The sequence below is a fragment of the Pseudomonas arabinosi genome (assembly GCF_047758675.1).
In the GTDB taxonomy this organism is placed as follows: Bacteria; Pseudomonadota; Gammaproteobacteria; order Pseudomonadales; family Pseudomonadaceae; genus Aquipseudomonas; species Aquipseudomonas arabinosi.
On sequence record NZ_CP180480.1, the window covers coordinates 5376049 to 5399549 of the forward strand.

The window sequence follows — 23501 nt, forward strand, 5'->3', positions numbered from 1 at the left end:
AAAATCGGCTCCCTTTCCCCCTCTCCCCATGGGGAGAGGGGTGGCTCTCAAGATTCACACCGATTGCAACGGCATGGTCAACTCAACCCGCAACCCATCCGGCCGACTGTCGAAATGCAACGTACAACCGCAGCGCTGGACAATCGCCTGAACAATCGCCAGACCCAGGCCGCAGCCAGTGCTCTGGCCGTTGCGCCAGAAGCGTTGGGTCAGGTGTTGCAGATCGTCTTCGGCAATCCCCGGGCCGTGGTCGCGGACCAAAAACTGCACGCGGTTGCCGGTGGTTTCCAGGCTCAGCTCCACCGCGCCGTCGCCCGGGGTATGGCGCAGCGCGTTGTCCAGCAGATTGCGCAGCGCGGCAATCGACAGCACCGCGGGCATTTGCACCGGGGCGTGGGAGATTTTCGACGGCATTTGAAATTTGATCCGCTGACGATCACCGCTGGCAGCATCTTGAATCGCCAGTTTCGCCACCTGCTCGGCGCTGCATTGCACGCCGTCATCGAACGACAGACTGCCCTCGACCCGCGCCAACAACAGCAACTGTTCAAGGGTCCGGTGCAGGCGATCGGCCCCCTCTTCGGCCCGGGCCAGGGATTGATCCCGGGCCGCGCCGTCGGTCATGCGCGCCACTTGCAAGTGGGTCTTGATCGCCGTCAGCGGGCTGCGCAATTCGTGGGCGGCGTCACCGGTCAGACGGCGTTCCCGTTCGATGGTCTTGCCGATGCGCTGGAACAGCTGATTCTGGGTGTCCAGCAACGGTTGCAGCTCGCTGGGCAGCGGCTGGATCTGCAGCGGTTCCAGGGAGTCGGCGCTGCGGCGCATCAAGGCATCGCGCATGCGGTTGAGTGGCGCCAGCCCTTGGCCGATCCCCAGCCAGAGCAGGCACAGGCAACCAAGCAAGGCCACGCCCACCGGCACCGAAGCCGCCAGCAGGATCGACATATTCAGCGCCTCACGTTCGATCTGCCGGTCGGCAGTGGTGATGCGCACGTCGCCGCGGGCCAGGGTGAAACTGCGCCACGGTGCTCCATCGATCATCTGGTCGTGAAAGCCCATTTTCTCGGCTTCCAGGGTTTGTTGCGGATCGGTGTGGCTGCGGGCGAGGATTTCGCCGCGCAATGAACTGACCTGGCAGGCCATGCCGCCGGGGAGGTTTAGTTGTTCAGCGCTGAAATGGGTGCCTTCGCCCTTGCTCGGCAATGGCGGCAATTGCTCCATCAGGCCGGCGACCATGCGTGCCGAGGCCACGAGCCGCTGGTCGAGGGAAAACATCATCTGATTGCGCAAATCGCTGAGCATCCAGGCCGCAGCCAAGGCCCAGATCAGGGCAAAAGCGGCGCCGAGTGTCAGGCTCAGGCGCAAACGCAGGCTCATCACTTTTTCAGTTCCTCTCCACCATCGGCCGGCCCCAGGCGATAGCCCAGGCCGCGCACCGTCTCGACAATGCCATTGCCGAGTTTGCGCCGCAGGTGATGGATATGCACGTTGAGGGCGTTGCTTTCCAGCTCATCGTTAAAACCGTAGACGCTGTCTTTCAGTTGCTCGGTGGACAGCACCCGTCCCCGATTATGCAGCAAGGCCTGCAACAGCGACTGCTCACGACGGGAAAGGTCCACCGACTGGCCGCCGAGCATGGTTTCACGGCTGCTTGGGTCGTAGGTCAGGCGACCGTGTTCGATCAGGTTGACGCTGCGTCCGGCCACTCGTCGTAGCAACGTGTGCAGGCGCGCGGCAAGTTCGCGCAGATCAAAAGGCTTGAGCAAGTAATCGTCAGCGCCGGCCTGCAAGCCATCGACGCGGTCGGTGACTGAATCCCGGGCGGTGAGGATCAACACCGGGATTTCCAGGCCGTTGTGTCTTAACTGCTGCAGCAGCTTCAAACCGTCTTCATCGGGCAGACCGAGGTCGAGCACCATCACATCGAACTCGGCGACCTTGAGCATCGCCCGGGCAGACGATGCCGTGGCGACATGTTCTACCGTCAGGCCCTGAGCGGTGAGGCCGGCGACAATGCCGCTGGCGATCAACTCGTCGTCTTCGCAAACCAGTACGTGCATGGTGAGACCTGTTGAAAAAAGGTGATTAGGCCGGTGGCCGATTAAGCGGACATTATGCCGCAAGCACCATTGCCACAAGACCACTGTGGTTAATCATCGGTTAATCGCCGCCTCCCATTCTGCACCTCACTTGCACAGGGATAAGGCTTACCCATGCGTCGACTGTTTTTATTTTTTGTTCTCTTGATCTCGGGTCTGGCCCAGGCAGGGACTGATCCGTTCGCGACCAAACCCGATTTTCTTCCCGTCGGCAAGGCGTTCATCTTCACCTCCGAACGCCTTGATTCCGGTGAAACCCAGCTCTATTGGCAGATCGCCGGCGGTTATTACCTTTACCAGCAACGCCTGAAATTCGATGGCTTGCCCGCGGAACACAAGCCTGTATTGCCTGACGGCGAAGCGCATAGCGACGAGTTTTTTGGCGAACAGCAGGTCTATCGTCAGGGCCTGGAACTGAAGATTCCGGCAGGTGCGACCGGTCAGATAAAGGTCGGATTCCAGGGCTGTGCCGACGCCGGTTTGTGTTATCCGCCGCAAACGCAGGTCGTGGATCTGGGCGGCAAATCCGCTTTCGCTGCGACAGACGAAGCGCCGGATCAAGCCCTGGCCAGCGGCCTGCAACAGCGGGCGTTGGGCTGGAGTTTGCTGGTGTTCTTCGGTCTGGGGCTGTTGCTGGCCTTCACCCCTTGCTCGCTGCCGATGCTGCCGATTCTGGCCGGTTTGATCGTCGGCAGTGGCGCCACGCCCAAGCGCGGTTTCGCCTTGGCCACCAGCTACGTCGTGAGCATGGCGCTGGTGTATGCGGCGATGGGCGTGCTGGCCGCGCTGCTCGGGGCGAATCTGCAGGCGTTGTTGCAGAACCCTTGGTTGCTGGGCAGTTTCGCGGCGGTGTTTGTGTTGCTGGCGTTGCCGATGTTCGGCTTCTTCGAGTTGCAACTGCCGGTGGCCGTGCGTGATCGATTGGAAAACGTCTCGCGCAATCAGCGCGGCGGCAGCCAGTTCGGCGCCGGTCTGTTGGGCGCCTTGTCCGGTTTGCTGGTGGGTCCGTGCATGACCGCCCCGCTGGCGGGCGCCTTGCTCTACATCGCTCAAAGCGGCAATGCTCTGCATGGCGGGCTGATTCTGTTCGCCATGGGCATCGGCATCGGTGTGCCGCTGTTGTTGTTGGTCACCGTCGGCAATCGATTCCTGCCTAAACCCGGCGCGTGGATGAACCTGCTTAAGGGCATATTCGGCTTCCTGTTCCTCGCCACCGCGTTGCTGATGCTGCGTCCGGTGCTGGATGAATCACTGTGGATTGGTTTGTGCGGTGCGTTGCTGCTGATTGCCGCGTACAGCGCCTGGAAGCAGTCGGAAGGTTTCAGTCGCGTCGCCCATGTGTTCGGCGCCAGCTCACTCTTGCTGGGTGTGTGGGGCAGCCTGCTGCTGATCGGTGCTGCCGGTGGCAGTGATGACTTGGTGAAGCCATTGCAGGTCTATAGCGCTGCAAACTCGAGCAGCGCCGTAAACCCGGTCGGGCACGACGCATTCACCACCATCAAGGACCCGGCAGCTCTGCAACGGGAGCTCGACGCGGCACAGGCTCAAGGCCAATGGGTGCTACTGGATTACTACGCCGACTGGTGCGTGTCGTGCAAGGTCATGGAAAAACAGGTGTTCGGCAAAGCTCGCGTCCTGGAAGCCTTGAGCGATGTGCGCTTGCTACGGCTGGACGTCACCGCTGACAATGCCGCCAGCCGCGAACTGCTCGGCCGTTATAAAGTGCCGGGGCCACCGAGCCTGCTGTGGATCGGCGCCGATGGCATCGAGCGTCGCAGCCAGCGCATCACCGGTGAAGTCGATGCCGACACTTTCCTGCAACGCTGGACCACCACCCGAGACGCCCGCTAATGCTGACCTTTACCCTCGGCACTTTTGCCATCGCGCTTAATCACCTGCTGCTGATCAGCGCCCTGGCGCTGGCGACTTTCATCGGCTGGCGGGTGGCCAAGCGCGGCGGCGAGAATCCGGAGTCGGTGCTGTTCAGCCTGTTCCTGCTGGGCATGCTGGCCGCCCGGGTCAGTTTTGTAGCCGTTTACTGGGCCCATTATCGCGATGACCCCTGGCAGATCATCGACCTGCGCGACGGCGGTTTCCTCGCCTGGCCGGGCGTAATCGCACTGCTGCTTGCCGCGTTGTATCGAGGCTGGCGTCGCCCGGGCTTGCGCCGCCCGTTGGGCTTTGGCGTGGCCAGCGGCCTGGCGTTCTGGCTGCTGGCGACCTTCTCCCTGACCATTTACGAACAAGGCACACGCCTGCCGGAAATCACCCTGCGCAATGCCGCCGGTGAAACCGTGCAACTGGCCGATTACAAGGGCGGCCCGTTGGTGATCAATCTCTGGGCCACCTGGTGTCCGCCGTGCCGTCGGGAAATGCCGGTGCTGGAAAACGCCCAGCAACACCGCCCGGACCTGACGTTCCTGTTCGTCAATCAGGCTGAAAGCATGCAAAGCGTCAGTACTTTTCTGGAAACCCAGGGCCTGAGCCTGTCCAACGTGCTGTTCGACGGCAGTGGCCGATTGGGCCAGGCCGTCGGCTCCATGGCATTGCCGACTACGCTGTTCTATAGCCCCGACGGTCGCCTGCTGGGCAGCCATCTGGGTGAGCTGTCAGAAGCCAGCCTGGCCCGCGCCCTGGAAAACTTCGACACCCCGAATCCTGCCGTACCGGCCACCTCTTCAAGGAAATTGCCATGCCCCGCCTCCGCCACCTGCTGACGTTGACCCTGGGCGCCGCCCTGCTGCATCTACCGTCAGTGCAGGCCGCCGAAGAATTGCCCGAAGCGATCAAGAAAATCGAAGCCAAGGGCGCAAAAATCGTCGGCCAATTCGACGCTCCCGACGGCTTGCGCGGTTATGCGGCGCAGTACCAGAACCGTGGCATAGCGTTGTACCTGACCCCGGATGGCAAGCACGTGCTGCTCGGCAATCTGTACGACGCCGACGGCAATGACCTGACCAGCGCGCCGTTGCAGAAGCTGGTTTACGCACCGATGGCCAAGGAAGTCTGGGGCAAGATGGAAGCCAGCAACTGGATCGCCGACGGGAAGAAGGATGCACCGCGGATCGTTTACCTGTTCAGCGATCCGAACTGCCCTTATTGCAACGTGTTCTGGGAACAGGCGCGGCCATGGGTCAAGGCTGGCAAGGTGCAGTTGCGGCACATCATGGTCGGCATCATCCGCGAAGACAGTCCGGGGAAATCGGCTGCACTGCTGGCCGCCAAGGATCCGCAGAAAGCGCTGGAAGACCATGAGAAGTCAGGCAAGAACAGCTCGCTGAAAGCCCTCAAAAACGTGCCACCGGCGATTGAGGCGAAACTGGCGGCGAACATGCAGTTGATGGAAGACCTGGAGCTGCAGGCCACCCCGGCGATTTTCTACATGGACAACAAGGGCGAGCTGCAACAACAGCAAGGCGCGCCGTCGCCGGACAAGTTGGCGCAAATTCTCGGGCCTAAGTGAATTTAATGGCCCCATCGTCGGAACGCCGCCCGGAGCAAGCTCGCTCCCACATTGGAATGCATTCCCCTGTGGGAGCGAGCCTGATCGCGATGGCGTCGGTACGATCGACTAATTTCTCTGGGATAGAAATTTCAGCAACGCTTCTGTAACGAACTCGGGGTTTTCCAGATTGGAGATATGCCCCGCCTCCGGCACCAGCAGATAAGGGCAACCGATCAACTCGGCCATCTCCCTCGTCTCCGACGGCGGCCGCGGCTTGTCCTGGTCACCGCACATCAGCAGCGTGGTGTCAGGATTCAACTCGCCCAGTCGCGGCAACAGATCATCACGCCCAAACGTAATCCGCCCCATCGGCACGATGCTCTCGCGCAGACGCTCCGGCGGCAGTGCGGCCAGTTTGGCGCGGAAGTCCTGATACAACGCCGACTGCGGATCGATGCCTGGACGGAAGAAGATCGGCACAACGATATCGAGCAGCTGCGGCGCAATCACGCCGGTGTCTTCGATCTGTTTGAACAACGAGAAATAGTATTGGCGAGTCGGTTCCGGCTCGACGCCGACGTAGGTGTCCATCAGCACCAGACCATTGATCCGCTGCGGTGCCGACAGCGCCAGACGCACGCCCCACATGCCGCCGACCGAGAGACCGACCAGCGTGACACGGTCGATGTCCAGATGATCAAGCAACGCCAGTGCCTGGCGCGCAATGTCATCCAGCGACTGTGTGCACTCGGGCATCCGCCCGGATTCACCGTGGCCCCAGAGGTCCAGGGCGATCACCCGGTATTGCTGCGACAGGGCGGCAATCTGCGGCGTCCACATGGCCTGATCCCACAGATAACTGCCGGCCAGCAGTACCGCAGGGCCGGTGCCTTGATCAATGTAGTGAAGGGGTTGTCCGTCAACCGTAACGAAGGGCATTGACTGTCTCCTCTCGCAAAAAATGGAGCAGGCAGACTGTGCCGGAGTCGTTCCACAGTCAACCTTGTAGTTGTCTGCACTGGCCCCATCGCGAGCAGGCTCGCTCCCACATTAGTCCCGCGTACACAGGTTCATTGTGGGAGCGAGCCTGCTCGCGATGAGGCCCTTACAGACGCTAAAGAACTACAACCCCTCCAACTCCGCCATCAGATCATTCAACCGATCCACCTTCTCCTCGGTGATATCACTCACCGCCAATCCATCAATGTACTCAGCCAACTCCGCCACCGTGCTGCATTCGAACATCGCCCGCAGCGGCACATCACGTTGCAGGGCTTTCTGCACCCGCGAAGCGATCTGCGTCGCCAGCAGCGAATGCCCGCCCAGCTCGAAGAAGTTGTCGCGAGTCCCCACCTTCTCGACCTTCAGCACCTCGGCCCAGATATCCGCCAGCGTCTGCTCCAGTTCATTGCGCGGCGCCTGATAGTCCTGACTCTGCAACTGGCCGATCTCCAGCGCCGGCAAAGCCTTGCGATCCAATTTGCCGTTGGCATTCAGCGGCATCCGATCGAGCCACAACCAGTGCAGCGGCACCATGTATTCCGGCAGTTCAGCGCGCAGGCGTTGCTTGATGCGTTCCAGTCGCTCGGTTGGATTGATCAAAGAATCAGCCGCTACCAAATAGCCGACCAGGTGCTTGCCGTTGACGCCTTCCTGTACACCGACCGCCGCTTCACGCACTTCCGGTTGCTCATGCAGACGCGCCTCGATTTCACCCAGTTCGATGCGGTAACCGCGAATCTTCACTTGATGGTCGATCCGCCCGACGTATTCCAGCACGCCGTCACTGCGACGACGGGCCAGGTCGCCGGTGCGATACAGACGATCACCCGGTTCACCAAACGGATTCGGCACAAACACCTGCGCGGTGCGCAACGGATCACTTACGTAGCCACGGCCGACACCGGTACCCGCGACGCACAACTCACCCACCGCACCCAGCGGCACCAGCTCCAACGCACCATCAAGCAAGTACAAACGGTTGTTGTCGGTCGGCGTACCAATCGGCAGGTAGCTGCCGCGCGTCGACGCCATGTCGACGCGGAAGAACGCCACGTCATCCGAGCATTCCGCCGGACCGTAAGCATTCACCAACCCGATCTCCGGGTAGCGCAGCAGCCACTGGTGCGCCAGCTCCGGCGGCATTGCTTCACCGGTCGGCAGCATCCAGCGCAAGCCGTCGAGGCTCATGCGTTCCTGAGTGAGCATGCCCTGAATCAGCGACGGCACGCTTTCCAGCACGGTGATGCCCTGGGCCACCACATGCGCCAACAATCCTTGCGGATCATGGGCGATGGTGTTCGACACGATGTCCACCCGAGCGCCGAACAACGGTGCGGCGAGGAACTGCCAGACCGAAATGTCGAAACTTTGCGAAGCGGTCTGGGCGATCACATCAGCCTCGCTCAAGTTCAGGTAAGGCACCTTGCTCAATTGGTTATTGAGCATGCCGCGCTGTTCGACCATCACGCCTTTCGGCAGGCCGGTCGAGCCTGAGGTGTAGATCACGTAGGCGAGGTTGTCCGGGCCGCTGTAGATGCCCGGGTTGGCAACCGAAACATCGCTGGCCTGCACCTCTTCCCAGACCAACAACTTCGGCCGGTTGGCGCAACCGAACTCATCCAGCAGCGCCAGCGCTTGCTCGCGACAGGCCTGAGAACACACCAGCAACGGCGTGCGGCTCAGGTCGATGATCCGGCTCAGACGCTGACTCGGCAGGCCCGGATCCAGCGGCAAATAACCCGCGCCGGCCTTGAAGCTGCCGATGATCATGCCCAACAGATCGAGGTTACGTTCAGCCAGCAACGCCACCGGTTGATCCAGCCTCACGCCAGCGGCAATCAACGCGTGACCGAGACGGTTACTGCGTTCATTCAGCTCAAGGTAACTGTGCTGCTGATCCAGGCAACTGGCGGCAATGCGCTGTGGATGCTCGGCAACCTGCGCTTCAAACAATGAGACATAACTCTGCTCCAGCGGGTAATCGTGTTCGTTCTGGTTGCAGCCGTGGATCAGGAAGTCCTGCTCCTCGGCACCCAGCAACGGCAGATCGGCCATGTCGCCGTGGAAGCCTTCGACCAGCGCCAGCAGCAACCGTTTGAACTCGCCGAGCATGCGCTCAACGGTCGACTCATCGAAAAAACGCTGGTCGTAAGACAGGTGCAAACCCAGGTCATCGCCCGGATAGCAGACCGCCGTCAACGGGAAGTTGGTGTGGGTGCGGCCCGAATCCGAGGTCGCGTTGAGGCTTTGCGCACGGTCCAGCACCGAGACTTCCACCGGGGCGTTTTCGAACACAAACAGGCTGTCGAACAACGGCTGGCCCTTGGGCAGCTCGCTGTTTTCCTGAATGCTCACCAGCGGCAGGTATTCGTACTCGCGCAGTTGCATGTTGCTGTCGAGCAAACCGCTGAGCCATTGACGAACGCTGCAACGCTGGTCGTCTTCCGGCATTTTCACCCGCAGCGCGATGCTGTTGATGAACAGCCCGACGGTGCGTTGCATCTGCGGCATGTCCACCGGACGCCCGGCCACCGTGACACCAAACAGCACGTCGCGATCACCGCTCAAACGGCGCAGCACCAGCGCCCACGCCGCTTGGGCAAAGGTGTTGATGGTCAGCTGATGGGCCTGAGCCAGTTCGCGCAGTTGCGCACCGTCACGGGCATCGAGCCGTGTGTAGCGGTCGCCGACGATCATGCCGCCGCTTTCGCCGGCATGTTCGCGCAGGAACGGCCGGTCGCTCGGAATCGGCGTGGTCCGCTCGAAGCCTTGCAGGTTGGCTTTCCACCACTGCCGCGCCTCGGCCAGGCTCTGGCGTTGCAGCCAGCCAATGTAGTCGCGATAACGCGGCGGCACGGCCAGCTGCGCTTCCCGACCTTCGCCGAGGGCGGTGTAGATCTCGAAGAAATCGTTCATCAGCAGCGAACGGCACCAGGCATCGATGAGGATGTGGTGGTTGCTCATCATGAACCAGTAGCGCGCTGCACCGACCTTGATCAGGCGCAGGTGGAACGGTGCCTGATTGAGCAGATCGAACCCGGCCTCGCGCTCGCTTTTAAGCAGCGCCTGCAACTTCGGCTCTTGCTCGGTTTCGGCGATTGCCGTCCAGTCCAGGTACTCGATCGGCGTGCTGCCCGGCTTGTGGATAACTTGCAGCATGTCTTCGCCGACGTTCCAGCAGAACGACGCGCGCAGGGCTTCGTGACGGGCGATCACCGCTTGCCAGGCCTGGGCGAAACGTTGCGGGTCGAGCTCGCTGTTGATGCGGTAGCGATCCTGCATGTAGTAGAGGCCGGTGCCCGGTTCCAGCAAGGTGTGCAGCAGCATGCCTTCCTGCATCGGCGTCAGCGGGTAGACGTCTTCGATGACGGCGGCCGGGATGGGCAACGCGTCGAGTTGTGGCTGGGTCAATTTCGCCAACGGGAAGTCCGACGGCGTCAGGCCGCCCGCATCGTCGCGCAGGCAATGCTCGATCAGGCTCTGCAATTCGCCGAGGTAAGCATCTGCCAGCTCAGTGATGGTCTGCGGGTCGTGGCGTTCGGCGCTGAAGGTCCAACGCAGCACCAGCTCACCGCCATAGACCTGACTGTCGACGCTCAGCTCATTGGGCAGCGGCGCGCGAGGATCATGGGCCGCACCGACCGCTTCATCGAGAGGACGGAACAAAGCGTCCGCGCCGAAGCTCTGGTCGAACTGACCGAGGTAGTTGAAGGTGATCGGCGCCACCGGCAAGGCCGCCATGGCCTGCCGGCTCGAGTCATCGGCGAGATAACGCAGCACGCCATAACCCAGACCTTTGTGAGGCACCGCGCGCAGTTGCTCCTTGATCGCCTTGATCGAAGCGCCCTGCCCGTCCGCTGGCATCAGCCGCAGCGGATACGCACTGGTGAACCAGCCCACGGTGCGGGTCAGGTCGATCTCGTCGAACAGCGTTTCACGGCCGTGGCCTTCGAGTTGAATCAGCGCCGAATCGTGACCACTCCAACGGCACAGCACGCGGGCCAAAGCGGTCAGCAGCAAGTCGTTGACCTGAGTGCGATAGACACTCGGTGCCTGTTGCAGCAGTTGGCGAGTACGCTCGACATCGAGGCGCACGCTGACAGTTTGCGCATGACGATTATGGCGGCCACCCTCGGGGCGATCACACGGTAATTCAGCGCTTTCACCGACCAGTTGCGACTGCCACCAACTCAACTCCTCACGCAAGGATTCGCTGCCGGCATACGCCTGCAAGCGTGCGGCCCAGTCCTTGAAGGCGCTGGTTTTCACCGGCAGTTTTGCCGACTGCCCCGCGTCCAGTTGGCGATACACCGTTTGCAAATCGTCCAGCAACACCCGCCACGAAACCCCATCCACGACCAAGTGGTGAATGGCGACGAACAGCCGCTGTTGCCCCTCGGGACCATCGACCAGCAGCGCGCGCATCAGCGGCCCTTCCTCAAGGTCGAGGCTACGCTGGGCATCGGCGAACAGTGCCGCGCATTTGTCCATGGACGTAACGCGCACTTGCCACAACATCGGCGTGTCGGAAACCGCCTGGTGCTCGGCCTGCCATTGACCTGCGACTTCGGTAAAGCGCAAACGCAAGGCGTCGTGCTGTTCGATCACTGCCAGCAGCGCCTGCTCCAGACGATGGGGCTCCAGCGCGACGGTCGGTTCCAGCAGCAACGCCTGGTTCCAGTGTTGGCGCTGGGGGATGTCGGTGTCGAAGAACCAGTGCTGGATCGGCGTCAGACGCGATTCGCCGATCAGCAAACCTTGTTCGGCGCTGACCTGCTCGGTACGAGTCGCCACCGCTGCCAGGGTCTGCACGGTCTGGTGCTGGAACAGGTCGCGCGGGCTGAAGTGAATGCCCTGCTGCCGCGCACGGCTGACCACCTGGATCGACAGAATCGAATCGCCGCCCAGTTCGAAGAAGTTGTCGTTGAGGCCGACCTGTAGAACGTTCAGCACTTCGCACCAGATAGCGGCCAGCGTCAGTTCAAGCTCGTTACTCGGTGCCACGTACTGCTGACGGTTCAACTCCGGATCCGGCGCCGGCAATGCGCGGCGGTCGAGTTTGCCGTTGGCGGTCAGCGGCATGCTGGCGAGCAGGATCAGGTGTGTCGGCACCATGTAATCCGGCAGCTGGGATTTGAGGTGCGCCTTCAACGCCTCACGCAGTGAGTGTTGTTGCGCTTCGTCCTGCTCTGCGACTTCAGTCACCAGATAGCCGACCAGCTGTTTCCCGCTCGGGGCATCGAGGGCGAGCACCACGGCTTCACGGATCGATTCATGTTCCAGCAGACGGGTTTCGATTTCGCCCAGTTCAATGCGGAAACCACGAATCTTCACTTGATGGTCGATACGTCCGAGGTATTCCACCAGACCATCGGCGCGTTGGCGCACCAGATCGCCAGTGCGGTACAGACGCCCACCGTTGGCCGCAAAAGGATCAGCCACAAAACGCTCGGCCGTCATACCCGGACGCTGGTGATAACCCTGCGCCAGACCGGCACCGCCGACGTACAACTCACCGGTCGCGCCTTGCGGCACCAGCGCCAGATCAGCGTCGAGGATGTACGCCACGCGCGCGCCGATCACACTGCCGATCGGCACGCTGCCAAGGCCTTCTTCCAATTGCTCGGGCGCCAGACTGGCCAGCGGCATGACCACGGTTTCGGTCGGGCCGTAGGCGTTGAAAAACAGGCTCGGCTTGAACGCCGCACGAATCCGCGTCAGGTGCTCGCCAGTCAGTGCTTCACCGCCGGTGATGCACATGCGCACCGGCAGGATTTCGCCCTGAGTCGCCAGCCACTGCGCCAATTGACTGCCATAGCTCGGGGTGAAGCCGAGAATGTTGATGTTGTGACGGCGAATCAGACCGCAGATTTCTTCCGCGTCCCACTGGCCTTGAGCGCGCAGAACGACCTGAGCACCACTTAACAGCGGCACCAGCAAACGTTCGGTCGCGGCATCGAAGTTGATGGAATAGAAGTGCAGCTCGCAGTCGTCCGAACGCATGCCGAAACGCTCGATCACCGCACAGCAGTGCATGGCGATTTCGCCGTGGGACACCACCACACCTTTCGGTTTACCGGTAGAGCCCGAGGTGTAAATCAGGTACGCCTGATGCTGCGGCAAGCTGATAAATGGCAGCTCGGTGGCCGGGTAATTGGCCAGTTCTGCTGCGTCCTCCTCCAGGCACCAACGAGCGACAGTTGCCGGCAGTTCGCCGAGCGCGTCGAACATCGCCGCATCGCTGAGCAGCAAACCGATGCCGCTGTCTTCGATCATGTAGTGCAAACGATCCAGCGGATATTCCGGGTCCAGCGGCACGTAGGCGCCGCCGGCCTTGAGGATCGCCAACAAGCCGATAACCATTTCCAGCGAACGCTCAAGCGCCAGACCCACCCGAACCTGCGGCCCCACGCCACGCTCGCGGAGCATCCAGGCCAGGCGATTGGCACGACTGTCGAGCTCGGCGTAGCTCAGGGTTTGCCCGTCGAAGGTCAGTGCCGGTGCGTCTTTACGGGCCAGCGCCTGTTCGCTGAACAGGTGATGAATGCACTGGTCGAGTCGGTGTTCGCCCGGCTCGACGCCGAGGCTGTCGAGCAGGTTTTGCTGTTCAGTGGCTTCCAGCAGCGGCAGCTCACTGAGGCGCTGTTGCGGATCGGCCAGCAGCGCTTCCAGCAGGTTGCGCCAATGTCCGGCCATGCGCGCAATGCGCGGTTCATCGAACAGATCGGTGCTGTAGGTCAGGCAGCAGCCCAGGCGATGGTCGAGGTCGGTGACTTCCAGGTTGAGGTCGAACTTGGTTGCGCGGGCATCGTTGGCCAGGTACTCGACGGTCATGCCAGCGAGTGTGCGGCTCTGTTGGAATTCCCAGCGTTGCACGTTGCACATCACCTGGAACAACGGGTTGTAAGCCGCGCTGCGCGGTGGCTGCAACGCCTCCACCAGATGATCGAACGGCAGGTCCTGATGGGACTGGCCTTCGATCACGGTATGGCGAACCTGCTCGAACAATTCGCCGACGGACATCTGCCCGTCGAGCTGGCAACGCAGCACCTGGGTGTTGAGGAACGCACCGATCAGCCCTTCGCTTTCCGGACGAATCCGGTTGGCTACCGGCGCGCCGATACGCAGGTCGGTCTGGCCGCTGTAGCGGTAAAGCAGCACCGCCAGCGCAGCGGTCATGGTCATGAACAGGGTCAGGCCGTTTTGTGCATTGAAGGCCCGAACGCGCGCGGCAAGATCATCGCTCAGGTCGAAACGGAACAATTCGCCCTGATGGCTTTGCACGGGAGGACGCGGACGGTCGCTCGGCAATTCCAGCAATGGATGTTCGCGACCCAGTTGCGCGGTCCAGTAGTCGAGTTGGCGCTGACGTTCGCCGGACTCCAGCCACTGGCGCTGCCAGACGCTGTAATCCAGGTATTGCACCGGCAGCGGTTCCAGCGGCGATTCGCGGTCATCGACGAAGGCCTCGTAGAGCGCACTCAGTTCCCGGGCGAAGATGTCCATCGCCCAGCCTTCGGTGACGATGTGGTGCAGGGTCAGCACCAGATAATGTTCGTGCTCGGCGGTCTTGACCATGCAGGCGCGCAGCAGGGGTCCGGTTTCCAGATCGAAGGGTTTATGTGCCTCGTCGTCGGCCAGTTGCTGGACGCGTTGTTCGCGGTGATCAACGTCGAGCGCGGAGAAGTCCTTCCAGTCCATGCGCATCCCGGTTTGCGGGTGAACCTGTTGCCGGGCCACGCCATCGATGCTCGGGAACGTGGTGCGCAGGGTTTCATGACGCATGATCAGGGCTTGCAGCGCGGCTTCGAAACGCCCGACATCGAGCACCCCACGCAGTCGCGCCATACCGCCGACGTTGTAGGCAGGGCTGTCCGGCTCCATCTGCCAGAGAAACCACATGCGCTGTTGGGAATAGGACAGCGGCACCGGTTGGCTGCGGTCGACTTTCTCGATCGGCGGCTGCTGGTTGGTTTTACCGCTGGCCTGGATCAGTTGAACCTGTTCGGCAAACGCGCCCAGTTCACTGTTTTCGAACAGCGCGCGCAGCGGCAACTCGACGTCGCAGGCCTGACGGGTGCGGGAAATGATTTGCGTGGCCAGCAAGGAATGGCCGCCGAGTGCGAAGAAATCGTCACGCAGGCCGATCTGTGTTTGGCCCAGCACTTCGCGCCAGATGCCGGCGATTTGTTGCTCGAGGGCAGTGTCCGGTTCGACGTGCTCGCGCACTTGCCATTGCGGCTCCGGCAAGGCGCGACGGTCGAGTTTGCCGCTGGGGCTCAGGGGCATTTCGTCCAGGCGCATGAGTTGCGCTGGAACCATGTATTCCGGCAACTCGGCGGCCAGCGCAGCTTTCAGGCGTGCGGTTTGAGCATCAACATCTTCTGTGGAATCGGTTGCGGTGTAGTAACCGATCAACTGCCCACCGGCCGCCGTTTCGCGCACCAGCACCACGGCTTGAGCGACGCCGTCCTGAGCCAGCAGACGCGCTTCGATTTCTTCCGGTTCAACGCGGAAGCCACGCAGTTTGACCTGCTGATCGAGACGGCCGAGGTATTCGATCACACCGTCGGCGGTCCAGCGCGCGCGGTCACCAGTGCGGTACAAACGCGCGCCCTTTTCTCCCAGCGGATCGACGACGAAGCGTTCAGCGGTCAGACCCGGACGGCCCAAATAGCCACGGGCCAGGCCGATACCGCTGATGCACAGTTCGCCCGGCACACCGGCCGGAACGGGATTGAGTGCCTCATCGAGCACGCGGCACAGCACATTGCCCAGCGGACGACCAATTGGCGAGCGTTCGCCATCGGCGGTTGTGCAGTGCCAATGAGTGACGTTGATCGCGGTTTCGGTAGGACCGTAGCGGTTGTGCAATTGCACGGCGGGCAGTTGTTCCAGCACGCGGTTGCGCAGTTCGGCAGGCAAAGCTTCGCCGCCGGAGAAAACGCGGCGCAGGCTAGTGCACTCGGCGGTCAGCGGTTCGTCGATGAACAACGAAAGCAGCGGCGGTACGAAGTGCAGCGTGGTCACACCGAATTGCTGAACCAGTTGCGCGATGCGGTGCGGATCGCGGTGTTCGCCGGGGCCGGCAATCAGCAAACGTGCACCGGTGATCAGCGGCCAGAAGCATTCCCACACCGACACGTCAAAACTGATTGGCGCCTTTTGCATCAGCACGTCGGTGTCGTTCAAACGATAGGTGCTCTGCATCCATTGCAGGCGTTCGGCGAGGGCTGCGTGGGTGTTGCCGACGCCCTTCGGCTGGCCGGTGGAACCGGAGGTGTAAATCACGTACGCCAGGTTGTCGCCGTGCAAGTGCAGACCCGGTGCGTGGCTCGGCCAGCTCTCCAGATGCAAGGCGTCCATGGCGATCACGCTGACGCCATTGGTGGCCGGCAAGCGCTCGAGTAATTGGGTCTGGGTCAGCAGCAATTCGACGCCGCTGTCGCTGAGCATGTAGGCCAGGCGCTCGGCCGGGTAATCCGGGTCCAGCGGCACGTAGGCGCCACCGGCCTTGATGATCGCCAGCAGGCCGATCAGCACCTGCGGCGAACGCTCGGCGGCAATGGCCACGCAGACGTCCGGGCCGACGCCTTTGTCGCGCAGGTAATGGGCCAGGCGGTTTGATTGGGTGTGCAGTTCGGCGAAGTCCATGGCGCCGCCATCCCACATCAGCGCGGTGCGCTCAGGGGTCAGGCGAGCCTGCTCGTTGAGCAGTTCCGGCAGCCAAACGCTGGCCGGCGTACACGGTGCAGCGCTCCACAATGCTTGCTGATCGAGCTCGGACGAGGTCAGCAATTGCAGATCGCCGATGGTGGTTTTCGGTTGTTCGCAAACGGCTCGCAGCAGGTTGCTGATATGCTCGGCCAGGCGCTCGATAGTCGCGGCGTCGAACAGTTCGCTGGCGTAGTCGAAGGAGAGGCTCAGGCGACCATTACGGTCTTCCTCGCTGTGCAGTTGCAGGTCGAACTTGGCTTCGCGGCTATGCCAAGGCAGCTCTTCGGCCAGCAGCCCAGGCAAGCGACGCAGTGCGCTCAAATCCCGTTGCTGGTGGTTGAACATGACCTGGAACAAACCTTGTTCGCGGGCTTGCGGGAAGGCTTCGAGCAATTGTTCGAACGGCAGATCCTGATGAGCTTGCGCACCCAATGCGGCCCGACGGGTTTGCGCCAGCAGCTCAACGAATGGCAGTTGCGAATCCAGTTCGGCGCGCAGCACCTGGGTGTTGATGAAGAAGCCGATCAGCCCTTGGGTTTCCAGGCGCGGACGGTTGGCGTTGGGCACGCCGATGCGAATGTCGCGTTGTCCGCTGTAGCGGTGCAGCAGGCTCTGGAACGCGGCGAGCAACAGCATGAAGGAGGTGGATTCATGGGCCTGGGCGGTCTGGCGAATGGCATCGCTCAGGGTCGCGCCCAACCGTACGGTGTGGCGCGCGGCGCGGTGAAGGTGTTGCGCCGAGCGTGGATGATCGGTGGCCAGGCTAAGGGTTGGATGATCATCGCCCAATTGCGTTTTCCAGTACGCCAGCTGACGCTCGCCCTCCCCTTGCGCCAGCCATTGGCGCTGCCAGCTGCCGTAATCGGCGTACTGGGTCGGCAATGCCGGAAGCGTTGCCTTTTGTCCTTGGGACGCTGCGGCATACAGACGCGAGAACTCGTCGATCAGCACGTTCAGCGACCAACCGTCGGCGATGATGTGATGCAGCGTCACCAACAGTTGATGGTCCTCTTCATCGAGTCGCACCAGGGTCACCCACAGCAGCGGGCCTTTCTCCAGATCGAATTGAGTGCGGGCTTCGTCCTCACGGATTTGCTGCGCACGGGCTTCACGCTCAGCCACCGGCAGGTCGCTGATATCGATCAGTTGCAGGTTGAATTCGCTCGCTGCATCGACCTGTTGCAGCGCCACACCATCACGTTCGAAGAACCGCGTACGCAGGGATTCGTGACGCTCGATCAGCTGTTGGAAACTGCCGCGCAAGGCGTCTTCATCCAGCTCGCCGCGCAGGCGCAAGGCACCGGGAATGTTGTAGGTGCTGCTCTGTGGGTCGAGTTGCCAGGTGATCCACAGGCGGTTTTGCGCAAGCGATTGCGGCATGGCTTCGGTGCGCGACAACGAAGTGATCGCGCCTTGGGCGAGTCCACCGTCCTGTTGTTGCTGAGCGACTGCGGCGGCAAACGTGCCGAGGGTCGGCGCTTCGAACAACAGGCGCAGGTTCAGCTCCAGACCGAGTGTTTCTCGCAGACGTGCGACCACCTGAGTGGCGGCAATGGAGTTGCCACCGAGCAGGAAGAAGTGATCGTCGGCGCTGATCTGTTTGACGCTCAGATGCTCGCACCAGATCTGGCCGATCAGGGTTTGCAGTTCGGAACCTGATTCAGTCGCGGATTTGCTTTCGAGGTCTGCCGACGGGAACAGCGCATAGCTGTCGAGGCTGCCGTCCACCAGACGATTGCGGCAAGCCGAGCGTTGCAGTTTGCCGCTGGAGGTCTTGGGCAACGCACCCGGATTGAGCAGCACCACCACGCTTGGCGCTTCCTGATACGCCTCGGCCACGGCTTGGCGGATGGCTTTGATCAGGGCGTCGGGCGGGAGGATCTTTTGCACGCTGCGGCTGATTTCCGCCGCAATGCCGATGCCTTCCTGACCCTCGATGTTCACGGCGAACGCGGCGACACGACCTTTGCGCACCACCTCCACTTCGCGTTCGATGGTTTGCTCGATGTCCTGCGGATAAAGGTTGTGACCGCGAACGATCAACATGTCTTTCAGGCGCCCGGTGATGAACAGTTCACCGCCGCGCATAAAACCCAGGTCGCCGGTGCGCAGCCAGGTACGGCCGGCGTGCTGAACGAAGGTTTTGGCGCTGGCCTCCGGGTTGCACCAGTAGCCGTGGGCGATGCTTGGCCCGGCGGCCCAGACTTCGCCGACCGCATTGTCAGCCAACGCGTTGAGCGCAATCGGATCGACAATCAGCACCGCGTGATCCGGCTGACTGATGCCGCAACTCATGATCGCGCCGCCCTCGCCTGGCTCCGCACGGTTTTCTGCCAGGGCCTGATCGTCCACGCGCAGGTTGCCAATGCCCTGACCGCGAGGGCTTCCGGCCACGAACAGCGTCGCTTCGGCCAGCCCGTAGGACGCCATGAAACTGTCTTGGGTGAAACCGCAGGACGCGAACTTCTCGGCGAAGCGTTCCAGCGTGTCGAGGCGAATCGGTTCGGAACCAGAATACGCCACGCGCCAGCCACTCAGGTCGAGGCGTTCCAGGGCCGATTCACTGACCCGCTCACTGCACAATCGATAGGCAAAGTCCGGCCCGCCGCTGATGGTGCCGCCGTACTCGCTGATCGCTTCCAGCCAGCGCAACGGCCGGCCAAGGAAATACGCCGGCGACATCAACACGCACGGCACGCCGCTGAAAATCGGCTGCAACAGACCGCCAATCAGGCCCATGTCGTGGTACAGCGGCAGCCAGCTGACGATCACGTCGTCAGGATTCAGATCGATGCCGAAGCCGCGGCGAATCAGCAGTTCGTTGGCCACCAGGTTGCCGTGGCTGACTTGCACTCCTTTAGGCAATGCGGTGGAGCCGGAGGTGTATTGCAGGAACGCGATGTGGTCGTCTGCAAGTTCGGGCGCCACCCAATGTTCGGCCGATGCACTGTCGAGCGTATCGACACACAGCAACGGCGGCGCGCCCTCTATTTGCTGCAACGCCTCGCGCAGACCGGCGCTGGTCAGCAGCAGACGCGGTTCGGCATCGCTAATGATCGACAGCAAACGCTCCTGATGATGACGACGCGCCGACTCCGGCGGATAAGCCGGCACCGCAATCACACCGGCGTACAGGCAGCCGAAGAACGCCGCGACGTAATCCGGGCCGCTGGGAAACAGCAGCACCGCGCGATCGCCAAACGCCGCCTCGGCCTGCAACGCGCCAGCAATGGTCCGTGCCCGCTGATCCAGCTCGCGATAACTGAGCACCACAGCCTGATCCTGGGTTTCGGCGAGAAAACGCAAGGCCACCCGGTCCGGCGTCAGGGCCGCTCGGCGCTGAAGGGCTTGGACCAGTGTGCTGGGGAGTTCGAACGCGTCGGTCATGAGGTTTCCTGCCTGAATTCGGCTTGCAAAGTGAAATCGGTTTTCTGACGTCACGCCCCTTCGAGGGCGTGCAGGGCGCGGTCTTCGCCGACCGCGCAAGGCTTGGGAATGCTGTTTTGGCCGCAGCGGCTACCCGGAACCATTCACCAATGAGAACGGTTGACGTCTTTAAATAATTAGTCGGAAGGCCTGATCGCCAATGGGACTGCGGTGCGGCAGCGTGTCGCAGTTCTCACTCTGCACCTTTGCGGAGCATTAGTTCTCTTTCTCATTTGACAATCATTATCATTAAGAATAATTTGTCGCTCGATGTGTTGGACGGCTCAGCCCTCGCGAGCCGTCCCACTAACCTATTGGCAGCAAGGTGATTTCCATGACGGAACAAGTGTCCACAAGCAGGTGCGATTCACCGCTACTTCAGGCATTCGTCGACAATCGACTGATTCTGGTCAAGATTGCAGCCCGCATTACCGGCTGCCGGTCGCGGGCTGAAGACGTGGTGCAGGATGCGTTCTTCCGGCTGCAATCCGCGCCGCAAATCACGTCCTCGTTCAAGGCTCAGCTCAGCTACCTGTTCCAGATCGTGCGCAACCTGGCGATCGATCATTACCGCAAACAGGCGCTGGAGCAGAAGTATTCGGGCCCTGAAGAGGAGGGTCTGAACGTGGTGATTCAAGGCGCTTCGCCGGAAACCTCGCACATCAACTTCTCGACGCTGGAACACATCGCCGACGCGCTGACCGAGCTGCCCAGCCGCACCCGCTACGCCTTCGAGATGTATCGCCTGCACGGCGTGCCGCAAAAGGACATCGCCAAGGAGTTAGGCGTCTCGCCGACCCTGGTGAACTTCATGATTCGCGATGCGCTGGTGCACTGCCGCAAGGTGTCGGGCAGTCGTGTGGATACCTTTGCCCGTCGCTAAGATCTGAGATTTGCGTCGCCCCCTTCGCGAGCAAGCCCGCTCCCACATTGGTTCTGCGAACACAGGTCAAATGTGGGAGCGAGCTTGCTCGTGATGGCGGACTCAATACCGCAACGGATCTTGAGCCTTAGGCATCAAGCCAACGCACACCGATCAAAAAACCGCTCACGCCCCAACACCATCAACGCCGCGCGCTTGTGCGGGAAGTCGAACGCTTTCTCGCAGTAGAAACCCTGGTTCTGCATATGCCCGATCATCTTCGCGTTGTCGGCGCGAGGCTCGGCAACCACTCGCTGAGTACGTGGATCGTCGAGAAACAGGTAATGCGTCAACGCCGATAACCAGCTCGCCACCTTGTGCGGGCCACGGTGATTTTCCTCACCCACCAACATGTGAATACCGCGGTCGTAATCGCCGGCGTCATAGAACGGCGCGATGCGATCTTCCTTGGCCCAATACGCTTCAAAGTAGGCGAACGGCTGATCATCGAAACAACCGATCAGCGTCAGGGTATGGGGATCGGCTTCAAGTTTGCTCAGGTACTCGTGATGCTGCTCGAGGCTGCCCTCCTCCTGCCAGAAACTCGCCACGCGCGGGTTGTTCTGCCAACGATTGAAACGCGCCAGGTCCAGGTCGATGTCCACCGTGCGCAGGGAAATCCAGGCACCGAGGCGCGCATCAAAACGCCGATAGACTTCACCGCGCGGCTTCATCGGGCGCAGCGGATGACGCTTGCCGTCACTGATGACCATTTGCTGCGGATAACCCGATGTCCGTGACGCGCCCAGCCAAGGCTGAGGCAACTGCCAGAACAGCGTTCGCTCGCAACCATACTGGCCGACGATTTCGGTAGGGATCAGCAATCCGCTGAGCAATGCTTCGGTGGGGGCTTCATCGAGTTGCCAGGTCAGGCGCTGGCAGGCCGGGTCACGGGCAAACAGCCAATAACAGGTCGCCCAGACGGCACGATTGTCGGCGTGGTCGAAGCGCTCTTCTACTTGCACTTGCAGCGCAGGCTCGCGAGTCAGGCGCAACTGAATCAGCGGCTGCCCTTCAAGGCTGAGACACAGCCGGCTTTCGGTTTCATCAGCTACAAGACGGCTTCCTGTCGGCAAGGCCAGGGCAGTCAGGTCATTCAGAGTAGACATGGGTCGGGCTCACGTTAATCGTCGACAGTTCAACGAGGTGACGTGAGCCAGTGCGGGAAATTTAAGAGAAGTCGGTAAATACGCGACCTGTGGCGCGATCTCAGGTACCCGGGACCGGCACCACAGCGATCTTGTAGGGATCGAAAATCTTCAGCATCTGGCCATTGTTCCGCAACCCTTGCAGCAACTTGCCGAAAGCCTCGCCAGTGATCGGTGCGGCCGGCCGGAGGATGGCGTAGTGGTGATAGACCTGATCGATACGCTGGGACACCAGCAACTGATCGGCGACTTTCTCGTTGCGCAGCAGGTAATCGCTCAGGTAAGAGCGCGTCACCAGGGCAACGTCGGCACGCCCGCGCAGCACCATCAGCAGGTTACTGTCATGGGAATACGTCAGCGTGGCGTCGTAGTTTTGCGCGAGGAATTTTGGATCGGCATTGAAGTTGGCGAACTCGTAGTGATAGCCACTGAACAGCGCCAGACGCTTGCCGGTGAGGTCGGCAAAATAATTCTGCTGACGAACCGGTTGGCCATCAGGCTGGCGTTGTGCGACAAAAATCTCGGCGTCTTCCAGCCCCATGTCGACTGTGGTGTGCGGGATGTCCTTCCAGCCCCAGTCCGGGTTCTCGAAAATCGCCATGTCCACCCGGCCTTGCTTGAAGTCACCGAAACGCCGGGGAATGGAAGTGGGCACCAATACAAACTGATAGTCGCTCTGCAAGGCATTGAGCGCCTCGACCAGCTGCGGCAGCAAACCGGTGTCGGCACCGGATTCCGGGCGCACGGTATAGGGAGGAAAATGTGCGGCACCGACCCGCACCAGCTGTGCGGCCTGGGATGGAACCATGCATAACACCGCAAGCGTCGCCAGCAAAAGCCGCGAAGCCATCCGAATTGGCGAAGACATCAAAACAACCCACTCCCCAAAAAAATACGCTTCAATGCATTCAAGCTAGGCGGTTTCGGCCACTTAGCCAGTTTCCTGCTGATTCAAAACCAAACTACTGCTTTTCTTCCAGCACGAGAATCAATGCCTCATCGGCCAATTGATCGAGGCTCATGCTACCGCCTGCACGAAACCAGGTGGTGGTCCAGGACAACGCCCCGGTCAGGAAACGACGTGTAATGAACACATCGCCGCGAATAAAACCGGCGTCCTTGGCTTCACCCAACACTTGCAGCCAGAGTTCTTCATAAATGTCTCGCAGCGCCAGCACCTGCGCCTGCCCGTCTTCGGACAGCGAGCGCCATTCATACACCAACACCGCCATGGCCTCGCCGCTGCCGCCCATGATCGACTGCAATTCACAACGAATCAGCGCCAGTACCCGCTCGCGCACACTGCCGGCTTCTGCCAGGGCTGCACGCATCAACGCAGTGTTGTAGCGAATGGTTTCTTCCATCACCGCCCGCAGGATCTCGTCCTTGCTTTTGAAGTGATGAAAAATGCTGCCCGACTGAATCCCCACGGCGCCGGCCAGATCGCGCACGGTAGTGCGTTCGTAACCTTTGTTGCGGAACAGGTGAGCCGCCACTTGCAGCAGTTTGCCGCGGGCGCTGTCCGGGTCGGTCAATTGGCCGCTGTCGACCAATTCGCGCATCACCCTCAGGGCTTTTTGCTCGTCCACCCGTTCTCTCCTACAGTCGATCAATCAAATACGCCGCTCGCCGCTAAAACTGCGGGGTTGCGCGGGCAATTTAAGCTGGCCGGAGCGACCAAGCAAGCGCTCGGGCAGAAGATATTTCAGCCGTTTACAAACCAAGCGCTTGCTTGGTAGTCT

Annotated in this window: 11 protein-coding genes; 4 read left to right on the forward strand and 7 right to left on the reverse strand. The window is 61.4% G+C overall.

Annotation, left to right across the window (positions count from 1 at the left end; genetic code table 11):
* Positions 1 to 54 precede the first annotated feature (54 nt).
* Positions 55 to 1380, reverse strand: a complete 1326-nt coding sequence (locus ACMXYJ_RS25005; protein WP_415757349.1) for an ATP-binding protein — start codon at positions 1378 to 1380, stop codon at positions 55 to 57.
* Positions 1377 to 2060 carry a response regulator gene (locus ACMXYJ_RS25010; protein ID WP_415757350.1) on the reverse strand — a complete coding sequence of 228 codons (684 nt, stop codon included), beginning with the start codon at positions 2058 to 2060 and terminating at the stop codon, positions 1377 to 1379. Before ACMXYJ_RS25010 ends, ACMXYJ_RS25005 begins: the two co-directional genes overlap by 4 nt.
* A gap of 153 nt (positions 2061 to 2213) precedes the next feature.
* Here ACMXYJ_RS25010 and dsbD point away from each other — a divergent pair, with 153 nt between their 5' ends.
* From dsbD to dsbG, 3 genes are read left to right on the forward strand one after another with little or no spacing between them, the layout of a single operon-like run.
* Entirely contained in the window at positions 2214 to 3950 is a 1737-nt protein-coding gene (gene dsbD, locus ACMXYJ_RS25015; RefSeq protein ID WP_415757351.1) for a protein-disulfide reductase DsbD, read from the forward strand.
* A complete protein-coding gene (locus ACMXYJ_RS25020) occupies positions 3950 to 4816 on the forward strand; it encodes a prolipoprotein diacylglyceryl transferase family protein (protein WP_415757352.1) in 867 nt (288 codons plus the stop codon). Before dsbD ends, ACMXYJ_RS25020 begins: the two co-directional genes overlap by 1 nt.
* Positions 4792 to 5562 carry a thiol:disulfide interchange protein DsbG gene (gene dsbG / locus ACMXYJ_RS25025; protein WP_415757353.1) on the forward strand — a complete coding sequence of 257 codons (771 nt, stop codon included), beginning with the start codon at positions 4792 to 4794 and terminating at the stop codon, positions 5560 to 5562. The genes ACMXYJ_RS25020 and dsbG overlap by 25 nt, the downstream gene beginning before the upstream one ends.
* Positions 5563 to 5670: 108 nt before the next feature.
* Here dsbG and ACMXYJ_RS25030 read toward each other — a convergent pair whose 3' ends face one another.
* On the reverse strand, positions 5671 to 6483 hold the full coding sequence (locus ACMXYJ_RS25030; protein ID WP_415757354.1) for an alpha/beta fold hydrolase: 813 nt from the start codon (positions 6481 to 6483) through the stop codon (positions 5671 to 5673).
* 183 nt (positions 6484 to 6666) lie between these two features.
* A complete protein-coding gene (locus tag ACMXYJ_RS25035; RefSeq protein WP_415757355.1) occupies positions 6667 to 19650 on the reverse strand; it encodes a non-ribosomal peptide synthetase in 12984 nt (4327 codons plus the stop codon).
* 373 nt (positions 19651 to 20023) lie between these two features.
* On the opposite strand from ACMXYJ_RS25035, the gene ACMXYJ_RS25040 reads away from it, so the two are divergent.
* Positions 20024 to 20572 carry an RNA polymerase factor sigma-70 gene (locus ACMXYJ_RS25040; RefSeq protein ID WP_008145913.1) on the forward strand — a complete coding sequence of 183 codons (549 nt, stop codon included), beginning with the start codon at positions 20024 to 20026 and terminating at the stop codon, positions 20570 to 20572.
* Between the two features lie 134 nt (positions 20573 to 20706).
* Here the strand turns inward: ACMXYJ_RS25040 and ACMXYJ_RS25045 are convergent, their stop codons facing one another.
* The 3 genes from ACMXYJ_RS25045 to ACMXYJ_RS25055 form a co-directional block, all read right to left on the reverse strand.
* Positions 20707 to 21720, reverse strand: coding sequence for a GNAT family N-acetyltransferase (locus ACMXYJ_RS25045; RefSeq protein ID WP_415757356.1), 1014 nt, complete (start codon positions 21718 to 21720; stop codon positions 20707 to 20709).
* Positions 21721 to 21820: 100 nt separating this feature from the next.
* Complete coding sequence (locus ACMXYJ_RS25050) at positions 21821 to 22627, reverse strand: substrate-binding periplasmic protein (RefSeq protein WP_415757357.1); 807 nt, start codon at positions 22625 to 22627, stop codon at positions 21821 to 21823.
* A 94-nt stretch (positions 22628 to 22721) separates the two neighbouring features.
* A complete protein-coding gene (locus tag ACMXYJ_RS25055) occupies positions 22722 to 23348 on the reverse strand; it encodes a TetR/AcrR family transcriptional regulator (RefSeq protein WP_415757358.1) in 627 nt (208 codons plus the stop codon).
* Between the last annotated feature and the right edge of the window lie 153 nt (positions 23349 to 23501).

Excerpts from the sequence above, each read along its gene's own strand:
- ACMXYJ_RS25050 (WP_415757357.1), bottom strand. The coding sequence starts at position 22,627 with ATGTCTTCGCCAATTCGGATGGCTTCGCGGCTTTTGCTGGCGACGCTT.
- ACMXYJ_RS25030 (WP_415757354.1), bottom strand. The coding sequence starts at position 6,483 with ATGCCCTTCGTTACGGTTGACGGACAACCCCTTCACTACATTGATCAA.
- ACMXYJ_RS25040 (WP_008145913.1), top strand. The coding sequence starts at position 20,024 with ATGACGGAACAAGTGTCCACAAGCAGGTGCGATTCACCGCTACTTCAG.
- dsbD (WP_415757351.1), top strand. The coding sequence starts at position 2,214 with ATGCGTCGACTGTTTTTATTTTTTGTTCTCTTGATCTCGGGTCTGGCC.
- ACMXYJ_RS25010 (WP_415757350.1), bottom strand. The coding sequence starts at position 2,060 with ATGCACGTACTGGTTTGCGAAGACGACGAGTTGATCGCCAGCGGCATT.
- ACMXYJ_RS25035 (WP_415757355.1), bottom strand. The coding sequence starts at position 19,650 with ATGACCGACGCGTTCGAACTCCCCAGCACACTGGTCCAAGCCCTTCAG.
- ACMXYJ_RS25045 (WP_415757356.1), bottom strand. The coding sequence starts at position 21,720 with ATGTCTACTCTGAATGACCTGACTGCCCTGGCCTTGCCGACAGGAAGC.
- dsbG (WP_415757353.1), top strand. The coding sequence starts at position 4,792 with ATGCCCCGCCTCCGCCACCTGCTGACGTTGACCCTGGGCGCCGCCCTG.
- ACMXYJ_RS25020 (WP_415757352.1), top strand. The coding sequence starts at position 3,950 with ATGCTGACCTTTACCCTCGGCACTTTTGCCATCGCGCTTAATCACCTG.